We start from the raw sequence: 24,931 nt of genomic DNA, 5'->3' as shown, positions 1-24,931 counted from the left end.
TTATATCGCGTTCCGCACCAAGTAGAAGCATATCCACATGTAAGCCAGATATGCGAGTGTTTGCACGCTAACGAGGAGGCCTATGGATTGTGTGAAGCTCAAATAACCGAGTACTGTCGTCACTCCCCAAATAAGTAAACCGGAAAACAAAATTGCGTCGAATACGTATTTGTAATTCATCTTTTTAAGAACGATTAGGACGCGGCTAAGGGGCGAGGTGACGAACTGGATGCAAACAGCGGGGATGAAATAGAGCGCCAGCTCACCGCTTAGCGCCCATTTTCCATCATAGAACCTCTGCGTCAAAAACCAGAAGGCCAACGCGCCGGTGGGCATGATGAGTAATGCAAAGCCCCCTAAGAGCACGGTCATTTGCCGCATATGGCTGACAATTTGGTGCTTGTCCGCGCGACGGGCAATCTGCCCTTGAAATAGGTCGGCAGCAACGTTTCCAATCAGGGCTACGGGAATGCCGAATATGCGTTGAACCAGCCAATATGCCCCTGCAACCTCAACACCATAAAGCGGCACGATGAGGACGGCCAGGCTACTGGTCATGATGAACGTAGCCAGACTCGATGGCAGTGCCACTTTTGCATAGTGCCCGTATCGCTGAGGCACAATTGGGCCAAAAAACCGGACGAATTGTTTAGGAGCCAAAAATCGCAGACGGGTCTGCAAGCGGGTAAGCAATATCTGAATGCCAGCGGCCCTGGACACGACCTCAGCCAGCAAAAGCGCTGTTATCGAGGGCCAAAATAGACCCAACCCAATCTGCACAAGCTGGCGTGATACCATCACCGTGTTACGTGCCAGATATACGTCCTGATAGCGCCGTAGGCGTATTCCAAATGCCTGCCAGAATATGCCCAATCCGGTCACAAGGGCGATCGGCGCGGCAAAGAAGATAGCATTGCGATCGATATTGAAGGCGGCAAAGACCTTTTCTGGCAAAAGCCAAGCGCCGATTAGAATGGCGAAACCCCAAAATAATAGCAAGCTAGCGCAAAAATTTAAGAGCAAATTGACGATATTGTTTGAATGCTCATTTATAACCGCCCATTCAAGCTTGAAGCCCCCAAAAGTGCCAAAAAGATTAGCGACAAATATCACGACGGCGAACATGCCAAACTGAGCAGGTGTATAAAAGGCGATCGCCAATGGCGTCAAAGCGAGCGAAATAGCGTAGCCGGAAAGTTGGATGAGCATGCTTTGAGAAAAAAGCGCGGTGTTTTCTGATCGCTTCAAACTATTAAATTTATCAATGATATTCAATTTATCGACTACTCGGTTATATGTGCGTTTGACCTAACCCAGTCTGTGCCAAAAATTAAAGAAAATGATTATTGTCTGCCATTTTCCGTAGAATAGCGCCGCTTGATTTGTCGGTTGAATGTCCCGTCAATAGCTGCCGGGTCGATGACCAACAAAAATGTCCGAGGAAATTTTGCTCCAATCTAAAGTTGCCCACCTTACGTCTGTTCACACCCGATATGACACACGGATATTTTTGAAACAGTGCCGCAGCTTGGCGGCAGCTGGGTATCAGATTTCTCTCGTGGTGGCCGATGGGCGGGGTGGGGAGATCAAGGATGGCGTTAGTATTATTGATGTGGGCGCCGCTAGAGGGCGGCTAAAGCGCGTCACTTTGGCAGCTTGGCGGATTTTTCGGCAGGCATTGGCGCTGGACGCGGACATATATCATCTTCACGATCCCGAGTTATTGCCCATCGGCTATTTGTTGAAGCGACGTGGCAAAAAGGTCATTTTTGATGTGCATGAGGATTTGCCCCGACAGATTTTGGGCAAACCTTATATCGCTCCGGTTCTTCGTAAGCCTATTTCCATGTGCATTGAAATTGTTGAAAAATTTGTCTGCCGACGCTTGGACGCCGTTTTCGCGGCCACGCCCCACATTCGTGACATCTTTGAGAAAAACCGTATCCGTAGCATCAATATCAATAATTTCCCGATGCTGGGTGAATTGGACGCCGCCGTCGGTTGGAACCAGAAAAACAACGAAGTTTGCTATGTTGGCGGCATAACGGCAATTCGAGGCATCTCCGAAGTCGTTCAGGCGTTTGAGACCGTGGCATCGGGCGCACGGCTAAATTTGGTTGGTAAGTTTTCAGAACCTGTTACTGAGCAGGCAACCAAGCGGCGCGCGGGATGGCAACACGTCAACGTCCTGGGTTTTTTGGACCGCATTGCCGTTCGTGAGGTTCTTAAACGTTCCATAGCTGGCCTTGTTACGTTCAAGCCGGCACCCAATCATATTGAGTCTCAGCCGAACAAAATGTTCGAATATATGTCGGCGGGGTTACCGGTGATCGCCTCGGACTTTCCATTGTGGCGCGAGATTATTGCAGGCAATGACTGCGGCGTTCTAGTTGACCCGCGGGACCCGGTAGCGATTGCGGCGGCGATCGACCAATTGGTTGGTGATCCGGCACTGGCACAGCGTCTGGGCGCCAATGGCCGAAGCGCTGTGACCGAGCGTTACAATTGGAGCATTGAAGAACAAAAACTACTGCAATTTTATGCAGAAACCATGGGTTGTGACGCCAGCGATTTGAATCAGGCGGACCAGCTATTGTAACTGGCGATGACGCCGACATTGTCGTCGATTGTGGCTATGCCGCCCATAAGGGCAGGGCAGGCAAGCAGGAATTTATCACCCGCGTCTTGCACGTAGATGCCGATGGGCGACGGGTTATAACCATTGCTCGTGCGTGGGTTAAGGTCGTGCGCGATTGTCACTGACACCCAATTGTCGGCCGGGGAGATGGCAAAGGTTTCGCCGTGGGTCGTGCCATTGGCGGTGGCAGTTTGGCCGGGATAAAGTTTGACGATGATCGCCTGGTCCAGAGCGCGCACGTAGGCATGGAAAGTCATGGCCGGTGGCTGAACCGTGAAGGCGCCGAACAGGCAAAAATATCCTGATAGGTCATCAACCAATGCGGGGCCGCTTCCGGTGCCGCTGCCCATAGTGATTTGAGCAACCCAGAACTCAGGGCCATACCGGCGATAGCTGGCATCTCGGATCGTATCGATCAAATCCCGGACGTGTGCATTCAGTGCCCCGGAGGCCCCACCATAGTCATTGTTGTTGTGGATGAATTTTGCCAGACCTGTAACGGTCGCGCCATTATAGGGGGTCAAATAGTTGGGAAAGGCGAAGGCAGCAATGCTGGTGCCGGTTACGCCATTGCCACCAAAACGACCGCTATCCTGATAAAGATTGACCGCATAATTTGACAGGAACTTGGCCTGCGGGAAACTGGGTTTGCCGGTGGCTGGATCAATGCTCATGGCCTCAACAAAAGTGCTGCCATCAGCGCTGACTTTGAACGAGAGCCGATCGTCGCCCGCCAGGCCCAATTCGGCCCGGCCGGAATAATCGTTCTGAAAAACCAGGCTTGCAGTATCGCCGCCGCTGGCTTTGTTGACCACCAGCCGATGGCTGCCACCCTCATGGGTAAGCAACGTGGCGGGGGCAGAAACCGCAAGACGATTGGTCAGATCGGCATCAGTGTTAATGCCGAGGCGCGCATATTGATCGGGTTGCAATGGCCTCCAACTGCTGTCGGTAAAGACCAGCATTTGTGTTTCGGCGCTGCACCAGGCCAGCCACCCTTCCTGCGGGGTCAGAAACGTCCATGCATTGTCTTGAAAGAGCGCAACCATATCGGCTTGTCCGCTCCACGCGCCGGTAGGGGCGGCGGCAACAATATAGCGCCCTCCCAGTGCCGGAGTTGCCGGAGCCAGCGACAGGCTGCGGCTTGTGACCGCCAGCATGACAAGCCCATCGAGCGTATTTAACCCCTGATTGTGGGTGAAAAATTTTTGTGCCTGCTCGGGCATGATGTAGGGAAGGCTCAAATGCTGTGTGCGGTCCATGGTCCAGATCCTGGTTTTATGATTTCAACCAAGACTAGGACCATTCAAGAGAGGGAGGATAAGCAGGACAGAAGCGTCGCATAGACGGTCAGTTGTTGGCGATGGCGTTTTGCGTTTGCTCAATCGCGGCAATATAGTCGGCAGCGATTTTGTAATAATCGAGCCGCTCGGCTACATATGCGCGGCCTTTCTCGCCCATTCGAGCGCGGTCATCTGGCGACATTTCGAGCAATTGAGTGAATGCTTTGGCGATGGCGTTTGCTTCATCAGTTCCAGTTACAATCCCGCAACCGGACTGCGCGACTAGGCTGTGTGGCGAATAGATGGGCAGCAATATTGGTAAACCCGCCTGCATGAACTCAATTGTCTTGTTGAAGCTGGTGCCGTGGCGAAAGACATTGCGGTCATCGCGCTTGCCAGAATACCCGATGTCACTTGCGCTGCTTAACCAGCGAGATTCGGTGTTGGGCACCGGATCGATGAAGCGCACATTGGGCAGTTGGCGCTCCGCCGCATCGGCCTTGAGCTGGTCGGTCATCCCACCCTTGCCCACCAACAAAACGCCATACTGGCTTTCCAGCCCCTGCGCGTTCAGCCGACTCATGACCTCAAGCAATTTGTCCAGACCATTGGGGATCCCCTGAGCACCGGGATGAATGGCAATGAGGCGGCCTTCGGCTTTCCAGGCGGCGATCTGCGCCGCAGCCTCCTTGCCCGCAGCACTACGGGGGATTTCGGGCGCAATCATGCTGGCAGTGGAAACACCATTGGGCACATGCACAAATTTATTTGGACCCAACCCATGAGCGCGCATGTGCGCTTCAGCACCACCCAAAAGTGAGGCAACCAGATGGGCTTTGGTATAGGCAAACCACTCGGTAAAGGCGGTGAACAACACAAAGGGGTGAAATTTGCTGTTGCCGTTGATTTCGACCAGCGACAGGGGCCACAGATCGCGCACTTCAAGCGTCAGTTGCGCGCCATAGCGGCGAGCCAGTTTAACGGCCGAAAAAATCGCATATGGCTGGGGCGAGCTAATAATAATTACGTCGGGCTTGGCTAGATCGTTGGGCACCCGCGCGGTCAAACGCATCATTGCGCGGCAATAGTCATTCATGTTCTTGAGCCGACCCAGTCCATTGCCCAAATAGGGCCGCGTCGGCAGCGATATATAGCGAACGCCATCTACCACCATTTCCGGTGGCAGCGGCTCGGGGGTATCCTGCAGATGGTGAAAGCTGGCGACAAAAATTGTGGTGGTATGGCCAACATCGGCCCAGGCGCGCGATAAATGATAAGGACGGAGCGCTCTACCAATGCCGGGACCGCCTGCATAGTGGTTGAAATACCAGATATTCATCAGGAAAATTCATCTCGTTGGAGAATTGAGGGCGGCATTACAATTGCGCCTGAGGCAGGGCCGCACATGTCCTCCAGAACGAGACACTCAATTTCAATTGCACAAATACGATTCGATAGCATAATAATAGCATGCTAAATATCAAACGCTGGGAAATTTGCAATAGTTGCCGGGTGTTGAAGCCGATACGTCGCAATGCGCGGCCCAGTTTGGCCAAGTGCAGCGTGGGAGGAAATGGCGAATTAATCGAACGCGGAGCTGAAGACGCACGCGTCATCGAAACCTGGTCACCACAACGCAGCGACCGTCGCTAAAAGAATAGCTCGGTTGGGGAACGGCTTCGCAGCGCACGCGAACTTCCCAGACCAGTCCCCTCGCAACAGGGAGTAGCCACGAAACCTCGCTAAACCTTTGATATAATGGTGCTGCCGGACAGGATTGAACTGTCGGCCTCCCCCTTACCAAGGGGGTGCTCTACCACTGAGCTACGGCAGCATTGTTGGCGCGAGGGGAAACCCACGCTCGGCACCGCGGCTCTACTGCCATAGGGTAAACCTCGACGCAAGGCCAAAAAGCGCATAAACTCAACTCGCCCACAGCCGGGCGCGCCGCAATAATTGCGACCAGCGTGCACCAACCTGCCTCATTCGCCCGCCAACCCCTGAAAAACCATGACCAAATCCGAGCAAGCCAAAGCCCGCGAGCAAAAATTGGCCGCAAAGCTGCGTGAAAACCTGCGTCGTCGCAAGAATCAGACAAAAGCCCGTGCGGATGCAGATGCCGCCGCCCCGTTGGAGCCAGAAACGTCGCCCGGCAAGCAATCGTAAACCATTTTAGCCCCAAGCTGGCCGGGCCTCTGCCTTGAAGCGGCGGGCCGAAACAGCTATTGACCCAATCTCTTTTGCGGCTGCCTGCCGCGCACTGGGCTTTTTGCGCCCGTAAGCTTAGGAAACGACATGGATCGCATTCGCCTGGTGGGTGGAAATGAACTGCGTGGCGAGATCGTCATCTCGGGCGCCAAGAACGCTGCCCTGCCGCTGATGATCGCCTCATTGCTGACCGACGAGCCGCTGGTGCTGGAAAATGTGCCCCGCCTCGCCGACGTCAAGCAGCTCGAGCGCATCATGGAAAACCATGGCGTTGATATTGCCGTTCACGGCCGTCGGCGCGGCGAGGCGGAAGGGGTTGGCCAGCGCATGACCTTCCACGCCGCCGACATCGTCGATACAACGGCTCCATATGAACTGGTATCGAAAATGCGGGCCAGCTTTTGGGTCATTGGCCCCTTGCTGGCGCGCGAGCACAATGCCCGTGTTTCGCTGCCCGGCGGCTGCGCTATTGGTACACGCCCTGTCGATTTGTTCCTGTTCGGTCTCAAGGCGCTGGGCGCGGAAATCGACATTGACGAAGGCTATGTCGTTGCCAAGGCCCCCGAGGGCGGTCTGATCGGCGCCCATATTGTCTTCCCCAAGGTTTCAGTCGGCGCGACCCATACAATATTGATGGCCGCAACGCTGGCGCGCGGCACCACCATTATCGAAAATGCCGCCCAGGAACCCGAAGTCACTAACGTCGCCGAATGCCTTGTGGCGATGGGCGCAAAAATCTCCGGTATCGGCACCCGCACTCTGACCATTGAGGGCGTCGAAAAGCTGCACGGCGCTACCGTGGAAGTCATTCCCGACCGCATCGAAACCGGTACCTTTGCCATGGCAGCCGCCATGACCGGCGGCGATCTTCTGCTGCGCGGTGCCAAGCCCCAACATTTACAGGCCGCTCTTGGCGTGTTGGCCGGAACCGGCACCGAACTGACCGAGGAGCCGGGCGGCTTGCGCGTCCGGCGCAATGGTAATGGCATTCGCTCGGTCGATGTGGATACCGCACCGTTTCCCGATTTTCCGACCGATCTTCAAGCCCAGTTCATGGCGTTGATGACCATGGCCGATGGGGTTTCCAACATTCGCGAAACCATCTTTGAAAATCGCTATATGCATGTGGCCGAACTGGCCCGCTTTGGTGCCGACATTCGCGTTGACGGTCAATTGGCTACCATTACCGGCAAACCGGCGCTCAAGGGCGCCCAGGTCATGGCCACCGATTTGCGCGCCTCGGTGTCGCTGGTCATCGCGGGGCTTGCCGCTCAGGGCGAAACCATCGTCAATCGCATCTACCATCTCGATCGTGGTTTTGAACGTCTCGAAGAAAAACTCAGCCGCTGCGGCGCTGAAATCGAGCGCCTCGCCGGCTGATCAAATCCACTGCCCTCAAAACCCGTAGGGGACGCCCGCTCGTGTTCAGGGGCACCGATTTTAGCCCCTCGCAGTGTTCTTTTCCCCCTCGCGGTGTCACCACACACCCGCACTTCCTGCCCCCAAAGCACAGTGTCACCCCGGGCTTGACCCGGGGTCCATCGTGAGATCCTTCCGCGCCCACGGTTGCGGCATGTCATGATGGACCCCGGCCCCCGCCGGAATGACATGGTGCGGGCGGAAGGTCAGCAACACACCAAAACCACACCTGCGCCGATACCTCCTCCACGCCGACACACCCCAAAAAACCAAAACTTATCCCCACCCGCAAAACCTCTGCCACAGTTGTCCCCGCTCCCCACGCGACTGCGGATCGCGACGAACGGTACGTGAGAGAGCAGATGGGTACTGGCCCATAGCACGCTGTCCCATCCTTGCGGTCGACCAGCACCAATGCTATATTTTCTTCGCACATATCAGGGTCGGGTCATGTGAGGCCCGTCCGTTGCCCGTTCATGACGGCCGAGTGCAGGGGCACCTATTTAGGTTGCGGCAACTTTCTGGATCGTCATTGATCTTGGAAGTTTGCATGGCAAATCTTAGGAAATTGCGGGACGATGCCCACGACCGCCAAGGTGGTCACTGCTGGTATTGTAGGCGACCGATGTCGCCAGCTGATGGACTGAAATTGAACAGATGCACGGCGGAGCACCTACTCGCCCGGTGCGAGGGCGGCAAGGACACGCGTGAAAACGTTGTGGCTGCATGCTGGTATTGCAATAATCGGCGACATAAACGAAAGCGCCCACTCAGTCCGAAAGCATACCGGACATACGTCTTGGCGAGACTTTCCAAAGGAAAGTGGTGCCTGAAACCAGCCCGCCGGCATGTCCCCACTAGCGCGTCACCTATTCCCCCTCTCAGTGTCACCCCGGGCTTGACCCGGGGTCCATCGTGAGATCCTTCCGCGCCCACGGTTGCGGCATGTCATGATGGATTCCGGCCTCCGCCGGAATGACATGGTGCGGGCGGAAGGTCAGCAACACACCAAAACCACACCTGCGCCGATACTTCCTCCACGCCGACACACCCCAAGAAACCAAAACTTATCCCCACGCCCAAAACCTCTGGCACAATGGTTTCACTCCCCACGCGATTGCGGGGTCGCGACGAACGGTCCGTGGGAGAGCAGATGGGTGGGAGGCGGTCGCGCGCTCCTGGGTCCGTGTGACGGGTTTGTCCGGCCAGGCTGGAACAAAGCGCTCCATAGTCCTGAAAGCCCATCGCATGCGGCGAGACCAGTCTCGTAACTTAAAAATCACATGAGGCCGGTTCTCGCCGCATGTCGCAATCTTTTCCAACCGCAGGTTTTCGCGCCGGGCGGCGTTTCCGCACGGCCATGGTGCCTAAACACATTGCCCCCATCCCGACAAACTTGTAGATCGGGGCGGGCATGACCAGATAGGGTTCACCCCGAACGGCAAGGACAGTGACGATGACCGACCTCAAGCTATTGGCTCTCGATAGCGAAGATCTCGAAGTGATCTCGACCCACGTGCAGGATGCGGTGATCCGCGTCGGCGACATGGGCTATGCCCGCAAGGATCGCCGCTTTGCCATGCTGATGAATCGCTTCGATTGGGAAAGCGGCTCGGGCCGCGCCAAAGGCCAGCGCAAGCGTGCCGCGTTGCATTTTGATGGCGTCCAGTCGGTCGCTACCGCCGGCATAGATACAAATGCTCAAGATGGTGTGCTCGAGCTGTTGTCGATCCAGTATGAAGCCATTGATGGGCCCGCTGGCATTATCGAGCTGAATTTTGCCGGTGGCGGCTCGGTTCGGCTAGGGGTCGAATGCCTTGAGGCGCGCCTCTCCGATCTGGGGGCCACCTGGGCCGCAGCCGCCAAGCCTGCCCACGTCCTCGACTGATAGAGGTTACTCGTGCCCATTCGTCTTGACGCATCCCAGCCCGATTTCGAACAGCAGTTTCTGGCCCTTCTGGGGTCCAAGCGCGAAAGCTCACAAGAAGTGGGCGACATCGTTACAACCATCATTGCCGACGTCAAATCGCACGGTGATCAGGCGGTGGCCGACCTCACCAATAAATTCGATTCAGCTGGCGTCAGCCCGGATACGCTCCGCTTCACCCCCGAGCAAATCGAAACGGCGGCGGCCAGGACCGATCCGAAAGTGCGCGCCGCACTTCAGTTTGCCCATGACCGCATCCGCGCCCACCACGAAAAACAAAAGCCGGTCGATCATATCTATCAGGATGATTTGGGGGTTACTCTGGGAACGCGCTGGAGCGCGGTCGAGGCCGTCGGCATCTATGTGCCGGGCGGACTTGCCTCTTACCCATCCTCGGTCCTGATGAATGCGATACCGGCCAAAGTGGCCGGGGTCGAACGCATTGCCATGGTCGTGCCGACGCCCAATGGCGACATCAGCCCCTCCATTCTGGCCGCCGCCCAGATTGCCGGAGTCAGCGAGATATATCGCATCGGGGGCGCGCAGGCCGTTGCCGCGCTTGCTTTTGGCACCAATAGCATTGCCCGCGTTGACAAGATTGTCGGCCCGGGCAACGCTTTTGTTGCCGCTGCAAAACGTCAGGTTTTTGGCACCGTCGGCATTGATATGATCGCCGGACCCTCAGAAGTGCTGGTCATCGCCGACCAATCCGCCAACCCCGCCTGGGTTGCCGCTGATCTTATCGCCCAGGCCGAACATGGCGGCGGGGCGCAGTCCATCTTGATCACAACCCACGCGCCCTTGGCCGACGCGGTGCTCGCCGAAATGGACCGCCAGATTGCCCTGCTGCCGCGCCAGACCATAGCGCGGGAGGGCTGGGACGATTTTGGCGCCATCATCACCGTGCCAACCCTTGCAATTGCAGTGAAACTGGCCAATCGCATCGCTTCTGAACATGTTGAACTCGCCATCGATGATCCCAAGGCGCTGATGGGCGACATTCGGCACGCTGGCGCGATTTTTCTCGGGCACCACACGCCCGAGGCCATTGGCGATTATGTTGGCGGCTCCAATCACGTGTTGCCCACGGCGAGGTCGGCCCGCTTTGCTTCAGGCCTCGGCGTCCTCGACTTCGTCAAGCGCACCTCTGTGTTGGGCTGCGATCCGGGTTCCTTGGCGGCGCTTGCCGATGCGGCGGTTACCATTGCCCAGACCGAACAGTTGGATGGGCATGGCCGCTCCATCTCCATCCGGCTCAATCGGTAGCTGCTGATGGGGGAGGCGATATTCCAACCCGATACCGACCGCCTGATCACGGTAACGCTTGATCCGTCCACCATCACGTCCATTGATCCAGACGTGGTGCATGAATGGCGCATCGCCATTTATGATCTGCTCGAAGACAATAAATTTTCTCCGGCCCGGGTTGACGCCACCGGCCCCTTTGCGCTGCACCTGTCCATCATTGGCAATTACATCGTGCTCGACGTCCGCGATCCGCACGATTTCCGTCCCATCGCCGCCCACTATCTGTCGTTGACCCCGTTTCGCCGTCTGATCCGCGATTATTTCCGCATCCGCGACAGCTATTACGAAGCCATTCGGTCAGCCCAGCCCTATCAGATTGAAACCGTCGATATGGCGCGGCGCGGTCTGCACAATGAGGCCGCCGAACTGCTGCGCACGCGGCTAACCAACAAGCTCCATATTGATCTCAATACCGCCCGGCGTCTGTTCACCCTGATCTGCGCGGTCCAGCCCTATGCTGCCCGGATCGACGAAAGTAAAAGCGAACTGCCCACCGTTCTGTTTGTCTGCTCGATGAATTCGGTGCGCTCTCCCATGGCCGCCGCCTTGGCGCGTCAATTGTTTCCCGGTCGCATCATTGCCCGTTCGGTTGGCGTCAATGGCGGCAAGGCCGACCGGTTTGTCCACGAGGTCATGGAAGAAATCGGCATCGACATGTCAGTGCACACCCCTCACACCATGGCCGAACTGGTCGCCAATCATTTTGATCTGGTCATAACCCTGTCCCCCGATGCGCCCGAAGCCGTGCAACGGCGGGGTCTTGAAACCGGCGCCATCGAACATTGGAACATCGAGGATCCATCGCTGGTTGAAGGCAATCGCGCCACAGTGCTCGAAGCCTACCGCAGCTTGCGTAACGATTTGCGCCAGCGCGTAAGGGCGCGGCTTGAAGCCTTGGTCGCCATTTCCGCCTCGACGGCCTGATCGAATGGACGGCCACCGTATGTTCGCGACATCATTTGCCCTTAGACTGGCCTTCCCATTGGCAAAAAATCAGAAAGTCTTTGTGACAAGGGCCTGCATGATCTATTCAAAACCAGATTTTCGCCTGCAACCAGAGAGCGCATTTAATGGCTAGCCGCCCCGAACTGATCTTGGCTTCCGCATCGCCGCGCCGTCTCGCCCTGTTGAATCAGATTGGTATTGATCCAGAGCACTTGTTGCCCGCCCACGTCGATGAGACGCCCGAAAAGGGCGAACTGCCGCGCAAATTGGCCTCCCGCCTGTCTGATCTCAAGGCGTTGACCGCCCAGCACAAGGCGCGTCAGGCCGGAATTGGCGCCAATGCTCTGGTGCTGGCCGCCGATACCGTCGTTGCGGTAGGCCGCCGGATTCTGCCCAAAGCCGAAACCATGGAAGAGGCCTCCTTTTGCCTAAACCTTTTGTCGGGTCGTTCCCATCGTGTTTTCACCGGGCTGACCGTTTTGACCCCATCGGGCCGCAAGCGGCACCGTCTGGTCGAAACCCGCATCCGTTTCAAGCGCCTGTCGACGCGTGAGATGGAAGCCTATCTGGCCAGTGCCGAATGGCGCGACAAGGCCGGCGGTTATGCCATTCAAGGCATCGCTGGGGCCTTTGTGGTTAAATTGACCGGCTCCTACAGTGCCGTTGTTGGTCTGCCCCTGCACGAAACCGTCGCCTTGCTGGCGGGCGATGGCTATCCGGTGCATTTCAACTGGCTCAATCAATCGAGCCTGACAGGGGTGTGAAAATCATGAGCGAACCAGAAAGGGCCAGCAAACCCTGTCCGATCTGCCAGAAGCCGTCCGTTGAAAAGTTTCGCCCCTTCTGCTCGGCCCGCTGTGCCGATGTTGACCTTAATCGCTGGCTGACCGGGGCCTACGTCATCCCCGCGCGCGACGATGAACCGACCGAGGATGATGCCGATGGCGAGCTTGGCTACAACGAAGACGACAACATCTGAGCCGCCAAAATATCCCCCATCAAGATTTTTGCGGTAATCTCCTCATCCACACCCGCTTTCCCGCTTGCACCAACAAATTCGATCTCCTATAAGGCCCAAGCGTTTCGCAGGGCCGGTTCTTCCGCCCTCTGCCCGGGTAGCTCAGTTGGTAGAGCAGCGGATTGAAAATCCGCGTGTCACTGGTTCGATTCCGGTCCCGGGCACCATTACTTTTTCTGACATTGTAATGTCTCCTAACATCTTGAATGGTGTTGATATTTTCGCGGTTCGATAACCTTCACCGCGCACGTATGGCAACTTCTCCGCAAACACTAGTTTCAGCACTGTCCGACGATCTTCGACACGCGGCGAGTGCCAGAGTTTCTGGGGGTTTGCGAGGAAGTCGAAGGCGGTTCGATAAGTTTCGCTAAAGCCCCGGATGGGCTTACCGGAATTTGCAATGTTGTCGGCCAGAACGGCCTTCTGTGCTTCCAGTTCTTTGATCTTGCGCTCGTAAGCGTGCACGACGGAATCGCTAGTGGCATCGACGATGCGCTCAAGCAGCTGATCGACCTTGCGGGCCACTGTCCCCAGTTCCTGGCGCAAGTGTGCGGTCTGACCTTGAACGCTCTTGGCCTTCGCGTCCCACAAGTCGCGGAACATTTGAGAGGCAAGATTGAAGAGCCCTTCGGCTGGGCGCAGCTCGCCGAGTAGCTTATCGAAGTCACCCTCGATCATTTCCTTGCGAATCGACTTGCGCGCCATGGCGCAGCCGCGCGTGTCGCAAAGGTAGTACGGATAGGATGCACTACGCCCTTTCGACCAACAGGCCGTCAGCGGCTCTCCGCAGCAGCCGCAAGTGACAAAGCCGCGCAAAGGAAAGTCGTCGCGGAAGTCCTTACGCACTGGAGCCTTCGCCATTCCGCTATGACGCTCCTGCACGGCGAGCCATGTCTCCAAAGAGACCAGCGGCTCATGCTTCGCTGGAATAAGGTGCAGCCCCCATTGCTCATGTGTCATGTGCGCCGCGTAGACAGGACGTGCGAACAGCTCGTTGATGCGCTCTTGGTGAATCTCACCATGCTTGTCTTTCGGCCAAGCGGGCTGCGCTTCCAAGAAGCGCTTTACCTCAACGATGGTCTCGAAGCGCCCCGAGGCGTATCCTTCCAGGGCATCGGCAACGATGGTCGCGAACGGTTCATCGCGCACGAGAAACTTCCCATGCCCAGGTTGGCGCTCCATGCGGTAGCCGATGGGAGGCCGAGCCACCCAATATCCATTCATTGCGCGAGCGCGCATGCGGTTCTTTGTTTGCTCCGCATTCTTACGCCGCTGATGCTGCGCCACGGTGGCCAGAAGATATTCGCGAAGCTCGCTGTCTGCATCTTCGCCAAACTCAACGGATGGCGATTCCAAAACACCGCCTGCCAGCGTGATGGCGGCGCGCAATTCGATATGCGCTTCGACGCCTCTGGCTAGTCGCGATATGTCGTCGATGATGACGACATGCTGCTCCTTCTTCTGTTTCTTCAGGAAGGTGAGCATCAGGCGCATGCCAGGACGCTCTTTAAGGCTTCCCGATACGTCGTCGCGGAAGACTTCCGCAACGTCGTAGCCGCGATACTGCGCGAACTCACGGCAGCGCGTTTCCTGGCTGGCGAGACCGTCGCCTTCTTTGGTTTGCTTCACGCTCGACACGCGGCAGTAAATCACTGCGTTACTGGGCTTGAGGGATGTCATGGGCGCTCCTTTCTTCGCTTGCCACTGGCAGGCGAAGCGAACGCGCTGGAGAGGCCGGCTTTGGTGTCTGGGGGTGTGTTGCCCGAAGATACCACGGGCGGAATCCGCTTTTCATCTCTCGCGTGCATTTCATGCACATGCTGGATCGGATCATCGCCGTGGGCGCTATCGACGAAGCTTGCCATGATCTGGCGCATGGCCGAAACCATCTCGATCTTGGCAGACAGTGGCATGTCTAGATGAGCAATGAAGCTCAGGTAGCGAGCTAGGGACTCGGATACGGCGAGATCAGCCGGAGCAGTATCTTGTGTATTTAAGCTTGTTATTTTCACAGTTCCGTCTCCCTGCTTGCTCCTTCCGGTTATTGTTGTCCCAGAAATTCAATTCGATAAGGGTGAACAATACAGGAACATTGTTCCAAACTCAAGAATAAATTCCTATTATTTGTGGAGTGGTATTACAGCGTGAGGCGCGCCACAGCAGCCATTTTCTCTGTAAGTCGATGTTTTTATTGCTTTAACAATTGGTTGTTACGATAGGCGGAATGATCAAACGCAGCAGATTGCGATCAACACAACCAGTCTGCAAGGCCTCAAACTTCCACTACGGAAACGCCATTTTGCGACGTCCTCCGAGGCGCTTGAAAAACCCCCGGTATCTAGGATCGAAGATCGACGGCAAGAGCTTCGAAGTGCTGGTGCGATGCTTTGTGCTTGATAAGCCAGCATACATGTCTGCTGGCGAGCTCGGGCTCAGCACCAATACGGTGCGCGCGATCTTTTCGAAACTTCGCACATTCTTCGTCGAAGTAGGCCTCTTTCCGCTTCATGATGAGAAACCCGACCCAACCGAACATCCACCAGACCTGGTAGCGTACCGTCTCCAAGTTTTTGCCCTTCATCAGCTCCGAGTATCTGAGATGCGCGGCTTGAAGGGTTCTGAAACATCGCGCTTGGCACATTTGGCTGAGACGAGATGGCGTATGCACCACGTCGACTTGCTGAGCATCGACGCCATGGAGACCTGGACATTCATGGGCGAATGCCTCTGGGAGCTAATAACCTACTGTGGGCCAGTCGGGGACCGACCATCAAACCTAGAGCTAGCGGCAGAGCTAATTGCTCGACAAGCCGTAGAACGCGAGAAAAAACGCGTAAATTATGCAAAGGCACGAAACTGACTTCTGCTGTTGTCCGTCGTGCAACATAAGCATCTTTTGTCATTTATATAGACTGCGGAACCATGAGGCGTGTATTGTTAAATCATGAAAATAGTAATTCCGAAATCAGACGGAAAAGTTGACGACAGAGGCCTTAGCCTCGTCCAAAATCCAGAACTCACGTCGCTGATACACCCTATTTTTTCGGTTGACCCAAACATTCCGATGGAACGCGTACTTGGGCATGGTACTCTGTTCCGAGTTGATCCTTGGGATGGCTGTGCAACTGCCTTTCACGTCATCGAAGAATTACTGACATTGCATGGCGGACAAATCGCCCTAAAACCGACACCAAAAATCGCAGCGTTAGAAACGCCTCCAATTGGCTACGGAACGTTACCAATCATCCCGGCCTTTTGGCGCCCGATTACCGGCATCTTTAGTTGTTTGTCGTTGGATGAGAAGCCATTCGTATCACCGAAGATTCGCAATTTTTCCGAGTTAGCTGCTGTCTTATGCCCACGAGGGAATGCGGTAAGGGCTTTAGAGGCTAAATATTTGCCGCTCGATCTCACAGGCTCAATACCCAGACAGGGAGACAAAATTACCGCATTTGGCTATGCTGATCTTGATGTGGATAAGCAAGGTAATGGGGACGATCGTCCTTTGGAACAACGTCTCTATAGATCCGATGCGATCGTAGTAGACGTTCAAAAGCCAGACATTTCCTCGGGAAGACCCTGGCCGCTCGCCAGGGTAGAGGCAAACTGGCCGGGTGGTATGAGCGGCGGCCCCGTCTTCAATCAAGCAGGGGTTGTCATAGGCGTGGTTAGTACGGGCATACCGGGTGAAAACATTGGCACAGCAGCGTTGTTTGCGGGTTGGGATGCAGGGCGGAATACATTTGGACGCCTCGATCCTCTCAACCCTGGCTGGGTCCAGGCATTCCTGGCGCTAGGTTCCAATGATGCGATCCTAGAAGTGTCACTTACTGAAAATGACCTCGTCCCTCTTGTTGCAACAGGAGCGGCGAAAACCGTCAGGCGAGCAACGGTGGACCTGGCGTCGGGTGACTTCATGCTCCGGGATTAGGGCTGTTGCGTTTCGGCTGAGTGCAAGATGTGCGGTGTAGTACCGCAATCTTGGCAAGGGGACCGCTGCGCGCCCCGTTGCATCCCCCAAGCTTGGTGCATCCTCGGCATTGAGCGTCGTCCTCACCATAGAAACGTCGCCGTTTTATCACGCTTGAGGTGGGGCGTTCCTGCCCCTCCCAAGACCCACCCAGACCAACGTCATTGCCGCTGGACCACAAGACAGGAGACCTCGCTCTCCTGCCGACCTTCGACCAACCGTCCACCGATTGGATGCTGCCAGCGTTTCACCGCTGGATCGCGACCAAAAAGCATGTGCTGCCTTTTGGAAATCTCGCATCAGGGTTTCGCCCCTGAAAACGACCAAAGGCGCGGCCCTTGGAACTAGGCTTGAAGGCAGAGGCAGATGACGTTCGCCAGACTGTCCCACATCGACGCCAGATGCTCCGGTGACGGGGCGAAATTCGGTGAATGCACATAGCGGTTCAAGGTGTCAGCAGAGACGAGCTGGTCCGACTGCTGAAACTTCGTCAGCACGCCTAGCTGCTTGGAATCAATCTTGCCTGCCGTCTGAAGATGCTTACCCACCTTGATCAGCCGCGCGGCTAGTTTGTCGCCGTCATTTACCGGCACACCCGCCTGCACGATGTAATTCTCGATGGAAAGCTCGAGCAGCACTCGGAACAGAACCGAAATGGCATTGGGGTGCTCAGTCAGCTGCAAACGAAATTGAAGCTCTTCCCAGATATGGTGGTGGCGCTGCAAACGGCCGGGCCATACCAAGCCGTACTCAGTTTGTGGGATAAGCGTATTACGCTTAGCTTGTCTCGCAACAGCAGCGGGCTTCGCGACTAAGGGGGATGCGCTTACTGGCCGTCCCGAGAGAGTATGCGTTGCGTTGGGCAAAACGCCATCATGCTCAAGGCTGTCGAGATATTTGCGCTTTCCGTCCACGTCCCAGATATCGCCTAGGACAAGTTTCTTGTTGGCGAGATCATTCGCCACACGAGCCATCGCTACCAATGCGACATTTTCGTCATGGGTGAATTCAAAGCGCCCCTTCGTAACGCTGAAGCCGAGCCTGTTCCGGAAAGGCTCCGCCGACAGAAGGCGATTCATTGTCGATCGAGGTATCTTCTTGGCGCCCGGAAGCATGTCTGCTTCCTTCAGCCGCCTTTCAATTTCATCAGCAACGCTGATACCGCTGCTTTGTCCCGTGCGTTCCACAAACGTGGCCTTCATGCGGTCGTCCCACGTAGATTGGCCGACGCCGCTTTGCGTACCTGTGTGGCGACGGAAAAGTATCTCGTCGATGCGCTCCCGGTTTGCCTCAACCTGACATTGGACGGCGACCGGAAATTCACCTTTCCAACGCGCACCCTGTTCGGTGAAAAACTCTTGCAGCTCCGTGTTTGGCGCTTTTCGAGGATTTGCCAATAGCTTCAGGCAGGTTACCCGCCGATTGCCATCGAAAACGACAAACTTTGTGCCTTCCGGAGTAACGAGGGGCATCTCGTAAATTTCGCCCTTATCAACGATGTCCTTCGTGAGATTGCGCATGTGCGTTTCACGCTCGTTGAATAGCCAGGCGATGGCAGCCGTCTCGTTCTCGAGCTCTCCATGACGGTCATTTGCGCGATTTACAACAAGATCGACAATATTTACGGACTTAATAATCATATACCCCCCAAAATGATGGCGTTATATTAGTGCGTTATTGGTTAGTATCTTCATATATTGCAGATATTTGCACGTTTAGCTACAAGAGCTAATGCCTGATTCACTTGATCCTGCTCAAAGCAAGCCCGCTAAGGGTAAACGGGCGCGCACGAAACCCCTGGTGAGGTATGTCCTTCCATCGGACAACCATGACTTCATCGGCCGGGTATACGATCTTAGCATCGTAGCTTTAAACTTCGATAGCTTTGAGGAAATGGCACAGTACCCAGACGTCAAGTATGCTCTTGAGGTGAACTACGCCCTGAAGGGTCTAACGAGGCGTGTGGAGTCTCTTAACCTGGCAGGCGGACTGATCTGGCCGGAGCGGCTTCCCGAAAGCTTCAAAGATTTCGCTGTGTCTCGGTATGAATGGCTGACGATTGCTGCGGACGTCTTTCTGATGCGCTACACCTCAGTGGTGGATTGCGCCCTGATCTTAGCAAACAACGTATATGAGTGTGAGCTTGAGCCACGAAAGTGCTCGTTCGACCAACTCAAAAAGAAAGGGGTATCTCCAGCCGCCCTTTCGATTCTTGAAGAGATGCTAGCCGATCAGGGCAATCTCCGCACCGAGCGTAACGCTCGGTTTCATCATGGAGAGGAGCGCGGGTTCACCGAAGACAGCCAGACCTTCCAAATGGCAGCGCGCTTCGAGCAATGGGGCAACGGACTAAGAGGCAAGAATAAACACGGCAGGAGCATCAACGTCAGCCGCTCATTTAAAGAGGGTCTGGTCGAGCTTCAACGCGAGTTCAATGTCTCAACGAAATCCATCGTGAAACGCTTAGACCAGTTTTACGATATTCTCGAAATCGAATTCGAGAGCAGATTCGGGCCCCGAATTTGTGCCGCGACACATGGGCTGAATGCTAGAAGTCGGGACTAAGGCCGCACGTAAACATGAAGTATGATCTCTCACCTTCGACACTGCGGCGCCAGATTGCACACCTTTCAGACCTGGATTTGGTGAGGACGCGATACTGCTACCAGATCGGATCGACCTTCGTGGCCTGCGCATTGCTGGAGGATTCCGTTATTTCGGCCATGCTAATGTGTGACCGGTTGAAGGTGAATACGGTGCTGCGCCAAGATATTTCGAATTGGGAGCAGCTTCTGCTTAAACAGAAGCAATTGCAGGACTCAACACTTGGCACTCTCATTTCACTGCTGGCCAAACATAGCATCACACCCAGTGATCTTAGCTACCTCCGTTGGCTTAAATCGAAGCGGGATCGCTTCATTCACCGCTTCTTCCACACTGGAAATTGGCCTGGAGACATGAGCGAGAGAGATGTTGACAGGCTTTGCAGAAGTCTCGGCGCTCTGGAGATTGTTTTTATTAGGGGCTCGCGAAAGATGATGCATATCCTGGGGCGCGCAGGACTTATGCAAATAGAAGTGCTGACTGAAGGTGTTTTGGCGTTCAATCCCGATGCTTTTAAGGATTTGGACGTGGAAGATAAGACAGATTTAGACCAAAATGAGTGACATTGAGAAGTGGACTCAGATTGGAACACCTTCCACAAGGTCTTCCCGTATGACCTTGTCGCGGTGAGGCAGGCGTTCAGGCTGACAGAATGCCAAACATTCACGGGGATGACCACCAAACAAGCATTGAAATCGTTCATTGATGTTCAATATTGTTGGGCTGAGAAAGCAGAGGCCACCTATGCAAATCCGAAGATTAGCAATTGAGAATGTTCGTAGTTTTTTAGACCGGCGAGAGATTTCCTTCGATGGTCAGATTTCTATTCTCATCGGACCGAACGGCGGCGGTAAAACAAACTTACTCGACACGCTCGTCATTATGCTTCGGCGTTACATATTTAATTCGCCCTACTATCGTCATTCACCGACCGCTGATGAACCGGATCGCTGGCAGGAGGAATACAACGATCAGCTCAATCAACTCTTTTTTGAGAAGAACAAGTGCAGGCGGGGCCCTTGATCAGGTGATCGAGCTTGAGCTTGAGATCACGCAAGACGACATCGACAACATGCACTTGATCCAAGCCGAGGCGGGCAAGGTGCTGGCCGCACAGAAGCGGCGCTTTATCAACAACCCTTGGCAGGGAGTTGAAGATTGGGATGTTGGTGCGATCGTACCAGGCGCGCGCGTCGTAGCAGTTTGGAGAAATGGTGGGATTGTGCAACCGCCGGAGGCCTGGGCGCAGCACTTCCTGCGATATCTCCACGTCTTTGAGACAGACAATAATTTTAGAGCGGAGGCCGGGATGAGCACGCTCCGAATGCCAATGGTTTACCTACCAGTGAACCGCGCATCGAGTGGTTTCAGCTCATCGATCGGTCTGTCCGGTTACAATGACTTTGATCAGAAACGTTCCGCAGACGCTGCGTCGTCAAGATCAGGGTCTAACGTGATCCCGCTTGCAATTGGTCGCTTGGCAAAAAAATACCGGCTTTTGCAAGAGCAATCGAACATCGAGGTCAAAGATATTTTCTACGAGGACGAGAACCTGATCGCTCTATCCCGTGATTTGAAAGACCTGAATTATAGCTGGGAATTGGTCACGGTCGATCCATTGAGTAACACATACGACGTGCGGCTCACCAAGCAAGGGTCGTCCTTCCTTGTAGGCGCGGCATCTTCGGGCGAGCGGGAATTGCTTACTTACCTTTTCGCTATCTATGCCCTGAACGTTAGAAACGCCCTCATCATCGTGGATGAGCCGGAACTCCATTTGCACCCACGCTGGCAGAGCGCGCTATTCGCGCTTTTTGAGAAGCTCTCGAAAACCACCGGGAACCAGTTCGTATTGGCGACCCATTCACCGACCTTTATTTCTCCGGCGTCGATTCAATATGTGTCCCGTGTTTTCTCTGAAAACCAAAAGAGCGATATTGTCCGGCTGAACTCGACGGCCCTGCCAAACGCTAAGCACCTATTCAATGTCGTCAATACTCAGAACAACGAACGCGTATTTTTCACCGACAAGGTGATCCTTGTGGAAGGGCTTTCGGACCGGATTGTTTTCGAGAAGGTGCTGGAGATCGTAGCCAAGCAGAACGGCATTCAGGGGATACCTTCCCTTGAGGTTGTCAGCGTTGGAGGTAAGGGGATGTTCGCGGCATACCAGAAATTGCTCGAGGCATGCCACGTTAAGTGGGTCATGATCGCCGACCTGGATTATATCGAGCAGGTGGGCAGCGGCGAGGTAAAAACCTGTTCGTCCTCAATGTCGATGAAATCAAAGAGGACGTGATCGCCAACGTTAAAAGTCTTGATGGCGCGGCTCTTGTTGAGCGCATTGAGGAGGCTATGTCCTCAGGAGACTGGAAAGACGCACAGGATCTGTGGGCATACATCAAATCGCACCGCGTGCGTTTGCGCCCCAACCTAGACGTCGCCGACCAAGCTATCCTCGATGCCTTCATTGCCGCAAAAGAGGCGGACGATATGTTCATTCTGGGGAGAGGGGCGCTGGAAAACTACCTTCCCGAAGGTCATAAGAGCAAGGATATGGGGGCACTAATCGCGCTCGTATCCGCAGATGATTTTTGGGACCAGATTCCGCTAGAGCCGCGCGCCGATCTCGAGCGCATTGCCAAGGTCGTCCTTGGGGTTTCATTGGCCCCCGCCCAGGCCCAAACAGGCACGGCGTAGTGGCACTGATGGATTTTGATGATATTCCAAGCAGCGCGTTGGAGCAGGTCGCCATGATGGAAGGTATCCTCGTTGCGTCCGCGACTGGCGGTTCCCCCGACAATCATATCTATGAGCACCTGCGCAGAGAATTCATGAACGATCCGGTGATCCGCGATCTTTTGCCCTCGTTTGTGCGGACTTATCGCAACCTCAATTCGTTCTGGCCCCACATCAAGCAAGAAGCGGACAACTACGCTGGCCGCAGACAGATCATCAGCGCTGCCTTTACTCCGTTGGTGGACCATCTAGAGGGACGCAATAACGCCCCGGCAGACAAAGACGCCACAGATATCTTGGAACGCTTCGATGCCGATGGTGTTCATGCCGTTTGGGCGAAAGCCTTGGCCCGGCGAAACACAGACCCCGAAGGAGCCATCACTGTCGCAAGGACTTTGCTAGAAACAGTGACTAAGCGCATCCTTGATGAAACAAGTGTGCCGTATTCCGATAAGGACGATTTACCCAAGCTGTATTCGAGCGCAGCCCAGGCTTTGACCCTCGCCCCGAGCCAGCACACCGAGGAGCCGATCAAGGCAATATTGGGCGGTGCTATGAACCTAGTGAACGGCATCGGTACGCTTCGTAACCGCCTCTCAGATTCCCACGGGCGCGGCGGTGCGTTGCCCGTTAAACCATCGCCTAGGCACGCGAGCCTGGCTGTTAATACAGCCGGCGCTATCGCGGTCTTTTTGGTCGAAACCTACATTGATCGTCAGTCAAAACCCTGATCGCTCGATAGGGTAAGGTGCGCATACTTTTCTGGCTTCAACCTTACATTGCGAAGCATGCCGCTGAGTTCCGAACGCTGCCAGAAATCTAGCACTTCTACTTCGAAAAACCCATGGTCGCGCGATTCCAATAGCGCGAACTCTCCACCAGTCGCGGCGCGGATGTCTTCCACTTGGAGCAACGGCCGCGATTGCTCCGAAAGGTTGTCTCCAGAGCCGTTTACCAGGTTCATGTTGACGTTGAACCCGCGCACCATGACCGAGGTCTTGCCAGAGCGATGCTCGATATCCTTCAGCGTGTCGGTGTCAGGCAGGCCGCGATAGAGCGTGTGCGCCACGGCCTTCTTCCAAATGCGCGCCGTTTCCTTGCCGTATCGACTTTCAATCTGGGCGGCAGCGTTCTGGAATACGCCCAGAAAATTGATGCCGCCCTGGCGATAGAGCGTCAGGATTTCGTGGAAGTTCGAGACGTATAGCTGTCCCCATTCCTCACCGACGACCAGCGCGCGCAAAGGCCCGTGCGCATCGGCAAACCTTTCAATCACCGCCGCCGTCATCGCGCCTACGAATGTGCGACTGGTCTCACTGCGCGCCGAGCCGATGATGAAGAGCGCCGTGCGCTCATGCTTCATATCCGCCGGATCGAACGAGTTGCGGTCCGTGGCCATGCGCGCCGCCGATCCAGGCTGAAAACCCCGCAATCTTTCCACGATCACCGAGCCATAAGCATTCCACTGGTCTCGGGATTCCGTGAGGCTGGCAATCTGCCTGCACATGCCTGATTGATTTTGCATACGGCGATCACTGGCCCAGACCATAAGGTCATCATAGATTTCTTCGCGGCTTCGCCCGAAGAAGTCCCACAAGCCGCCAGGCGTGCAAGACCAGCGCTCAGACGGAAACAACGCAGTAATTTCGTTGTAGGTCGCGAATGCCGTGCGCGTGCCTTGGCCAATCCAACGATGTCCAGGGTTCGGATCGACAGGCACCAAGTAGCTTGCAGCATCATAGGCGGCTTCACCGACAATCGTGCGCAGCTCAGGCCGTGCCGCCACTTCCAGGAGCCGCGTGTTGAAGTTGAAGGTTTCGGATGGATAGCCATAGAGACGGCCAGGATTGATGAACAGCACGCGGTAGCCTTGGCACTCCAATGTCTTCCAAGTCGACCATGCCAGCTCCGCGTCTTTTGGGTCGGTCAGGATTTTGGTCAGGTGCGCGGTTCGCGGCGAGACAATGTTGACGCCAAGAAAGCGCGTGAATTTGCCTTTGCCTGCCTGGGCATCAATGGCGACTGGCTCTGTCCCGTCATAGATAAGCGGTTGGCCGCGATAGAAGCCCAGCTCAATGCCGCGCCGGATATGGAGATAGGTAGTGGTGAGCGCGTTCATAGTAGCCCCGAGCGAATGAGAATGTCTTCGTCATTGAGACGCGAAGACCCCAGCGACCCGCTGGGGTTGGCGTCCAGCATGGCGTGGAGCTGGGCAGAGGCTTGCGCCTCCGCCCGTACCCTGGCGATGCGCATTTCTTCTGCGTCCCGCCATGCAAGGCGTTGCTGTGCATGGGATTCGAACATCCAGAAAAATTGGTACACCTCCATGAGCTTTCCGAAGCTCATTTGCGGAATTCCTCTTCATCATCCCAGCTCGCATATCCGAACTGTTCAGGCTCTTGGCGGTGCCAAGGGAGGTTTGCGAATTGCCTGGTTGATAGGTGACTTGCTGAGCTGGCGGGAGGACTTCAGGCTGTGGCTGGGGGTTGGAATCCGCCGTGAGCAATTCCCAACCCAGGGAGCCCAGCACATAGCCGACACCCATCATATGCGGCAGGTATGTCCAGGCAATGCCGAGGTTAAAAACCACATCGCAGAAGAACACGAAGGCGGGGATGAGCCAGGAGCCGATAACGCCACGAAATATGAAGTTTAAGGCAGCCTCACTCTCTAAGGTCCACTTGCCAAGCCGCACCGGCTTCCAGATTGCAAATAGGCAGAGGATCGTTAGGACGAACGTGATGAAAGCAAAAACGGCAAACAAAAACACGGCGATTAGAACGAGACCAGCGCCGAGTATTCCAACGCCAGTTGCGATTGCCGAGGACTCGTTATTGTTATTGGACGACATGACCGTATCTCCGATTGAAGG

General features: G+C 55.4%; 25 protein-coding genes, 2 tRNA genes and 2 pseudogenes. 20 read left to right on the top strand and 9 right to left on the bottom strand.

The window, feature by feature from the left end; all coding sequences use genetic code 11:
* Positions 1-1,275, bottom strand: a complete 1,275-nt coding sequence (locus tag PSQ90_RS04365) for a lipopolysaccharide biosynthesis protein (protein ID WP_282212211.1) — start codon at positions 1,273-1,275, stop codon at positions 1-3.
* 235 nt (positions 1,276-1,510) lie between these two features.
* Between PSQ90_RS04365 and PSQ90_RS04360 the strand changes: the two genes are divergently transcribed.
* Entirely contained in the window at positions 1,511-2,599 is a 1,089-nt protein-coding gene (locus PSQ90_RS04360) for a glycosyltransferase family 4 protein (protein ID WP_282212210.1), read from the top strand.
* Here the strand turns inward: PSQ90_RS04360 and PSQ90_RS04355 are convergent.
* The 3 genes from PSQ90_RS04355 to PSQ90_RS04345 all read right to left on the bottom strand — a co-directional run bounded on the left by PSQ90_RS04355 (position 2,578) and on the right by PSQ90_RS04345 (position 5,755).
* Positions 2,578-3,900, bottom strand: coding sequence for a DUF2793 domain-containing protein (locus PSQ90_RS04355; protein WP_282212209.1), 1,323 nt, complete (start codon positions 3,898-3,900; stop codon positions 2,578-2,580). The two genes, PSQ90_RS04360 and PSQ90_RS04355, sit on opposite strands and share 22 nt — an antisense overlap.
* A gap of 88 nt (positions 3,901-3,988) precedes the next feature.
* Positions 3,989-5,260, bottom strand: a complete 1,272-nt coding sequence (locus tag PSQ90_RS04350; RefSeq protein WP_282212208.1) for a glycosyltransferase family 4 protein — start codon at positions 5,258-5,260, stop codon at positions 3,989-3,991.
* A 420-nt stretch (positions 5,261-5,680) separates the two neighbouring features.
* A tRNA-Thr gene (locus PSQ90_RS04345) sits at positions 5,681-5,755 on the bottom strand.
* Between the two features lie 176 nt (positions 5,756-5,931).
* Here PSQ90_RS04345 and PSQ90_RS04340 point away from each other — a divergent pair.
* The 11 genes and pseudogenes from PSQ90_RS04340 (at position 5,932) to PSQ90_RS04295 (ending at position 13,400) form a co-directional block, all read left to right on the top strand.
* The gene (locus PSQ90_RS04340) at positions 5,932-6,087 is read left to right on the top strand and encodes a hypothetical protein (RefSeq protein WP_282212207.1); all 156 of its coding nucleotides are present in this window, start codon (positions 5,932-5,934) and stop codon (positions 6,085-6,087) included.
* A 129-nt stretch (positions 6,088-6,216) separates the two neighbouring features.
* Positions 6,217-7,509 (top strand): UDP-N-acetylglucosamine 1-carboxyvinyltransferase, encoded by a 1,293-nt coding sequence (gene murA / locus PSQ90_RS04335; RefSeq protein ID WP_282212206.1) that lies wholly within the window; start codon positions 6,217-6,219, stop codon positions 7,507-7,509.
* 223 nt (positions 7,510-7,732) lie between these two features.
* The gene (locus PSQ90_RS17120) at positions 7,733-8,467 is read left to right on the top strand and encodes an HNH endonuclease (protein WP_407648163.1); all 735 of its coding nucleotides are present in this window, start codon (positions 7,733-7,735) and stop codon (positions 8,465-8,467) included.
* A gap of 537 nt (positions 8,468-9,004) precedes the next feature.
* Positions 9,005-9,436 (top strand): DUF2948 family protein, encoded by a 432-nt coding sequence (locus PSQ90_RS04330; protein ID WP_282212205.1) that lies wholly within the window; start codon positions 9,005-9,007, stop codon positions 9,434-9,436.
* A 12-nt stretch (positions 9,437-9,448) separates the two neighbouring features.
* Positions 9,449-10,741 carry a histidinol dehydrogenase gene (gene hisD / locus PSQ90_RS04325; RefSeq protein WP_282212204.1) on the top strand — a complete coding sequence of 431 codons (1,293 nt, stop codon included), beginning with the start codon at positions 9,449-9,451 and terminating at the stop codon, positions 10,739-10,741.
* A 6-nt stretch (positions 10,742-10,747) separates the two neighbouring features.
* A pseudogene (locus PSQ90_RS04320) lies at positions 10,748-11,221 on the top strand (UPF0262 family protein); the annotation flags it as partial.
* Positions 11,207-11,707 (top strand): arsenate reductase ArsC, encoded by a 501-nt coding sequence (locus PSQ90_RS04315; RefSeq protein WP_282212983.1) that lies wholly within the window; start codon positions 11,207-11,209, stop codon positions 11,705-11,707. The pseudogene PSQ90_RS04320 and the gene PSQ90_RS04315, both read left to right, overlap by 15 nt.
* A 146-nt stretch (positions 11,708-11,853) precedes the next feature.
* Complete coding sequence (locus PSQ90_RS04310) at positions 11,854-12,492, top strand: Maf family nucleotide pyrophosphatase (protein WP_282212203.1); 639 nt, start codon at positions 11,854-11,856, stop codon at positions 12,490-12,492.
* 5 nt (positions 12,493-12,497) lie between these two features.
* Entirely contained in the window at positions 12,498-12,707 is a 210-nt protein-coding gene (yacG, locus tag PSQ90_RS04305) for a DNA gyrase inhibitor YacG (protein ID WP_282212202.1), read from the top strand.
* Between the two features lie 130 nt (positions 12,708-12,837).
* A tRNA-Phe gene (locus PSQ90_RS04300) sits at positions 12,838-12,913 on the top strand.
* A gap of 145 nt (positions 12,914-13,058) precedes the next feature.
* Positions 13,059-13,400 carry a hypothetical protein gene (locus PSQ90_RS04295; protein WP_282212201.1) on the top strand — a complete coding sequence of 114 codons (342 nt, stop codon included), beginning with the start codon at positions 13,059-13,061 and terminating at the stop codon, positions 13,398-13,400.
* 24 nt (positions 13,401-13,424) lie between these two features.
* On the opposite strand, the pseudogene PSQ90_RS04290 reads toward PSQ90_RS04295, so the two are convergent.
* The 3 genes and pseudogenes from PSQ90_RS04290 to PSQ90_RS04280 form a co-directional block, all read right to left on the bottom strand.
* Positions 13,425-14,426 (bottom strand): annotated as a pseudogene (locus PSQ90_RS04290) (recombinase family protein); the annotation flags it as partial.
* Positions 14,423-14,758 (bottom strand): hypothetical protein, encoded by a 336-nt coding sequence (locus tag PSQ90_RS04285; protein WP_282212200.1) that lies wholly within the window; start codon positions 14,756-14,758, stop codon positions 14,423-14,425. The pseudogene PSQ90_RS04290 and the gene PSQ90_RS04285, both read right to left, overlap by 4 nt.
* Positions 14,759-15,084: 326 nt before the next feature.
* Positions 15,085-15,327 (bottom strand): hypothetical protein, encoded by a 243-nt coding sequence (locus PSQ90_RS04280; RefSeq protein ID WP_282212199.1) that lies wholly within the window; start codon positions 15,325-15,327, stop codon positions 15,085-15,087.
* A gap of 363 nt (positions 15,328-15,690) precedes the next feature.
* Between PSQ90_RS04280 and PSQ90_RS04275 the strand changes: the two genes are divergently transcribed.
* The gene (locus tag PSQ90_RS04275) at positions 15,691-16,677 is read left to right on the top strand and encodes a trypsin-like peptidase domain-containing protein (RefSeq protein ID WP_282212198.1); all 987 of its coding nucleotides are present in this window, start codon (positions 15,691-15,693) and stop codon (positions 16,675-16,677) included.
* A gap of 383 nt (positions 16,678-17,060) precedes the next feature.
* Here PSQ90_RS04275 and PSQ90_RS04270 read toward each other — a convergent pair whose 3' ends face one another.
* Positions 17,061-18,356 (bottom strand): hypothetical protein, encoded by a 1,296-nt coding sequence (locus PSQ90_RS04270; RefSeq protein ID WP_282212197.1) that lies wholly within the window; start codon positions 18,354-18,356, stop codon positions 17,061-17,063.
* Positions 18,357-18,447: 91 nt separating this feature from the next.
* On the opposite strand from PSQ90_RS04270, the gene PSQ90_RS04265 reads away from it, so the two are divergent.
* The 6 genes from PSQ90_RS04265 (at position 18,448) to PSQ90_RS04240 (ending at position 22,790) form a co-directional block, all read left to right on the top strand.
* Entirely contained in the window at positions 18,448-19,281 is an 834-nt protein-coding gene (locus PSQ90_RS04265; protein ID WP_282212196.1) for a Cthe_2314 family HEPN domain-containing protein, read from the top strand.
* Positions 19,282-19,295: 14 nt separating this feature from the next.
* Entirely contained in the window at positions 19,296-19,883 is a 588-nt protein-coding gene (locus PSQ90_RS04260) for a hypothetical protein (RefSeq protein ID WP_282212195.1), read from the top strand.
* 142 nt (positions 19,884-20,025) lie between these two features.
* The gene (locus PSQ90_RS04255) at positions 20,026-20,343 is read left to right on the top strand and encodes an AAA family ATPase (RefSeq protein ID WP_328517524.1); all 318 of its coding nucleotides are present in this window, start codon (positions 20,026-20,028) and stop codon (positions 20,341-20,343) included.
* The gene (locus PSQ90_RS04250) at positions 20,258-21,619 is read left to right on the top strand and encodes an ATP-dependent nuclease (protein WP_282212194.1); all 1,362 of its coding nucleotides are present in this window, start codon (positions 20,258-20,260) and stop codon (positions 21,617-21,619) included. Before PSQ90_RS04255 ends, PSQ90_RS04250 begins: the two co-directional genes overlap by 86 nt.
* Positions 21,616-22,020 carry a hypothetical protein gene (locus tag PSQ90_RS04245; RefSeq protein ID WP_282212193.1) on the top strand — a complete coding sequence of 135 codons (405 nt, stop codon included), beginning with the start codon at positions 21,616-21,618 and terminating at the stop codon, positions 22,018-22,020. Before PSQ90_RS04250 ends, PSQ90_RS04245 begins: the two co-directional genes overlap by 4 nt.
* Positions 22,021-22,028: 8 nt before the next feature.
* Positions 22,029-22,790, top strand: a complete 762-nt coding sequence (locus PSQ90_RS04240) for an abortive infection family protein (RefSeq protein WP_282212981.1) — start codon at positions 22,029-22,031, stop codon at positions 22,788-22,790.
* Here the strand turns inward: PSQ90_RS04240 and PSQ90_RS04235 are convergent.
* Positions 22,775-23,920, bottom strand: coding sequence for a TraM recognition domain-containing protein (locus PSQ90_RS04235; protein ID WP_282212192.1), 1,146 nt, complete (start codon positions 23,918-23,920; stop codon positions 22,775-22,777). The genes PSQ90_RS04240 and PSQ90_RS04235 overlap by 16 nt on opposite strands.
* An 81-nt stretch (positions 23,921-24,001) precedes the next feature.
* On the opposite strand from PSQ90_RS04235, the gene PSQ90_RS04230 reads away from it, so the two are divergent.
* Positions 24,002-24,715 carry a hypothetical protein gene (locus PSQ90_RS04230; RefSeq protein ID WP_282212191.1) on the top strand — a complete coding sequence of 238 codons (714 nt, stop codon included), beginning with the start codon at positions 24,002-24,004 and terminating at the stop codon, positions 24,713-24,715.
* Positions 24,716-24,931 lie beyond the last annotated feature (216 nt).

The organism is Devosia rhodophyticola, from assembly GCF_028816475.1.
Taxonomy (GTDB): Bacteria; Pseudomonadota; Alphaproteobacteria; order Rhizobiales; family Devosiaceae; genus Devosia; species Devosia rhodophyticola.
Note: the sequence above shows the minus strand (reverse complement) of the source record. Positions and strands in the feature narration are given on the sequence as shown.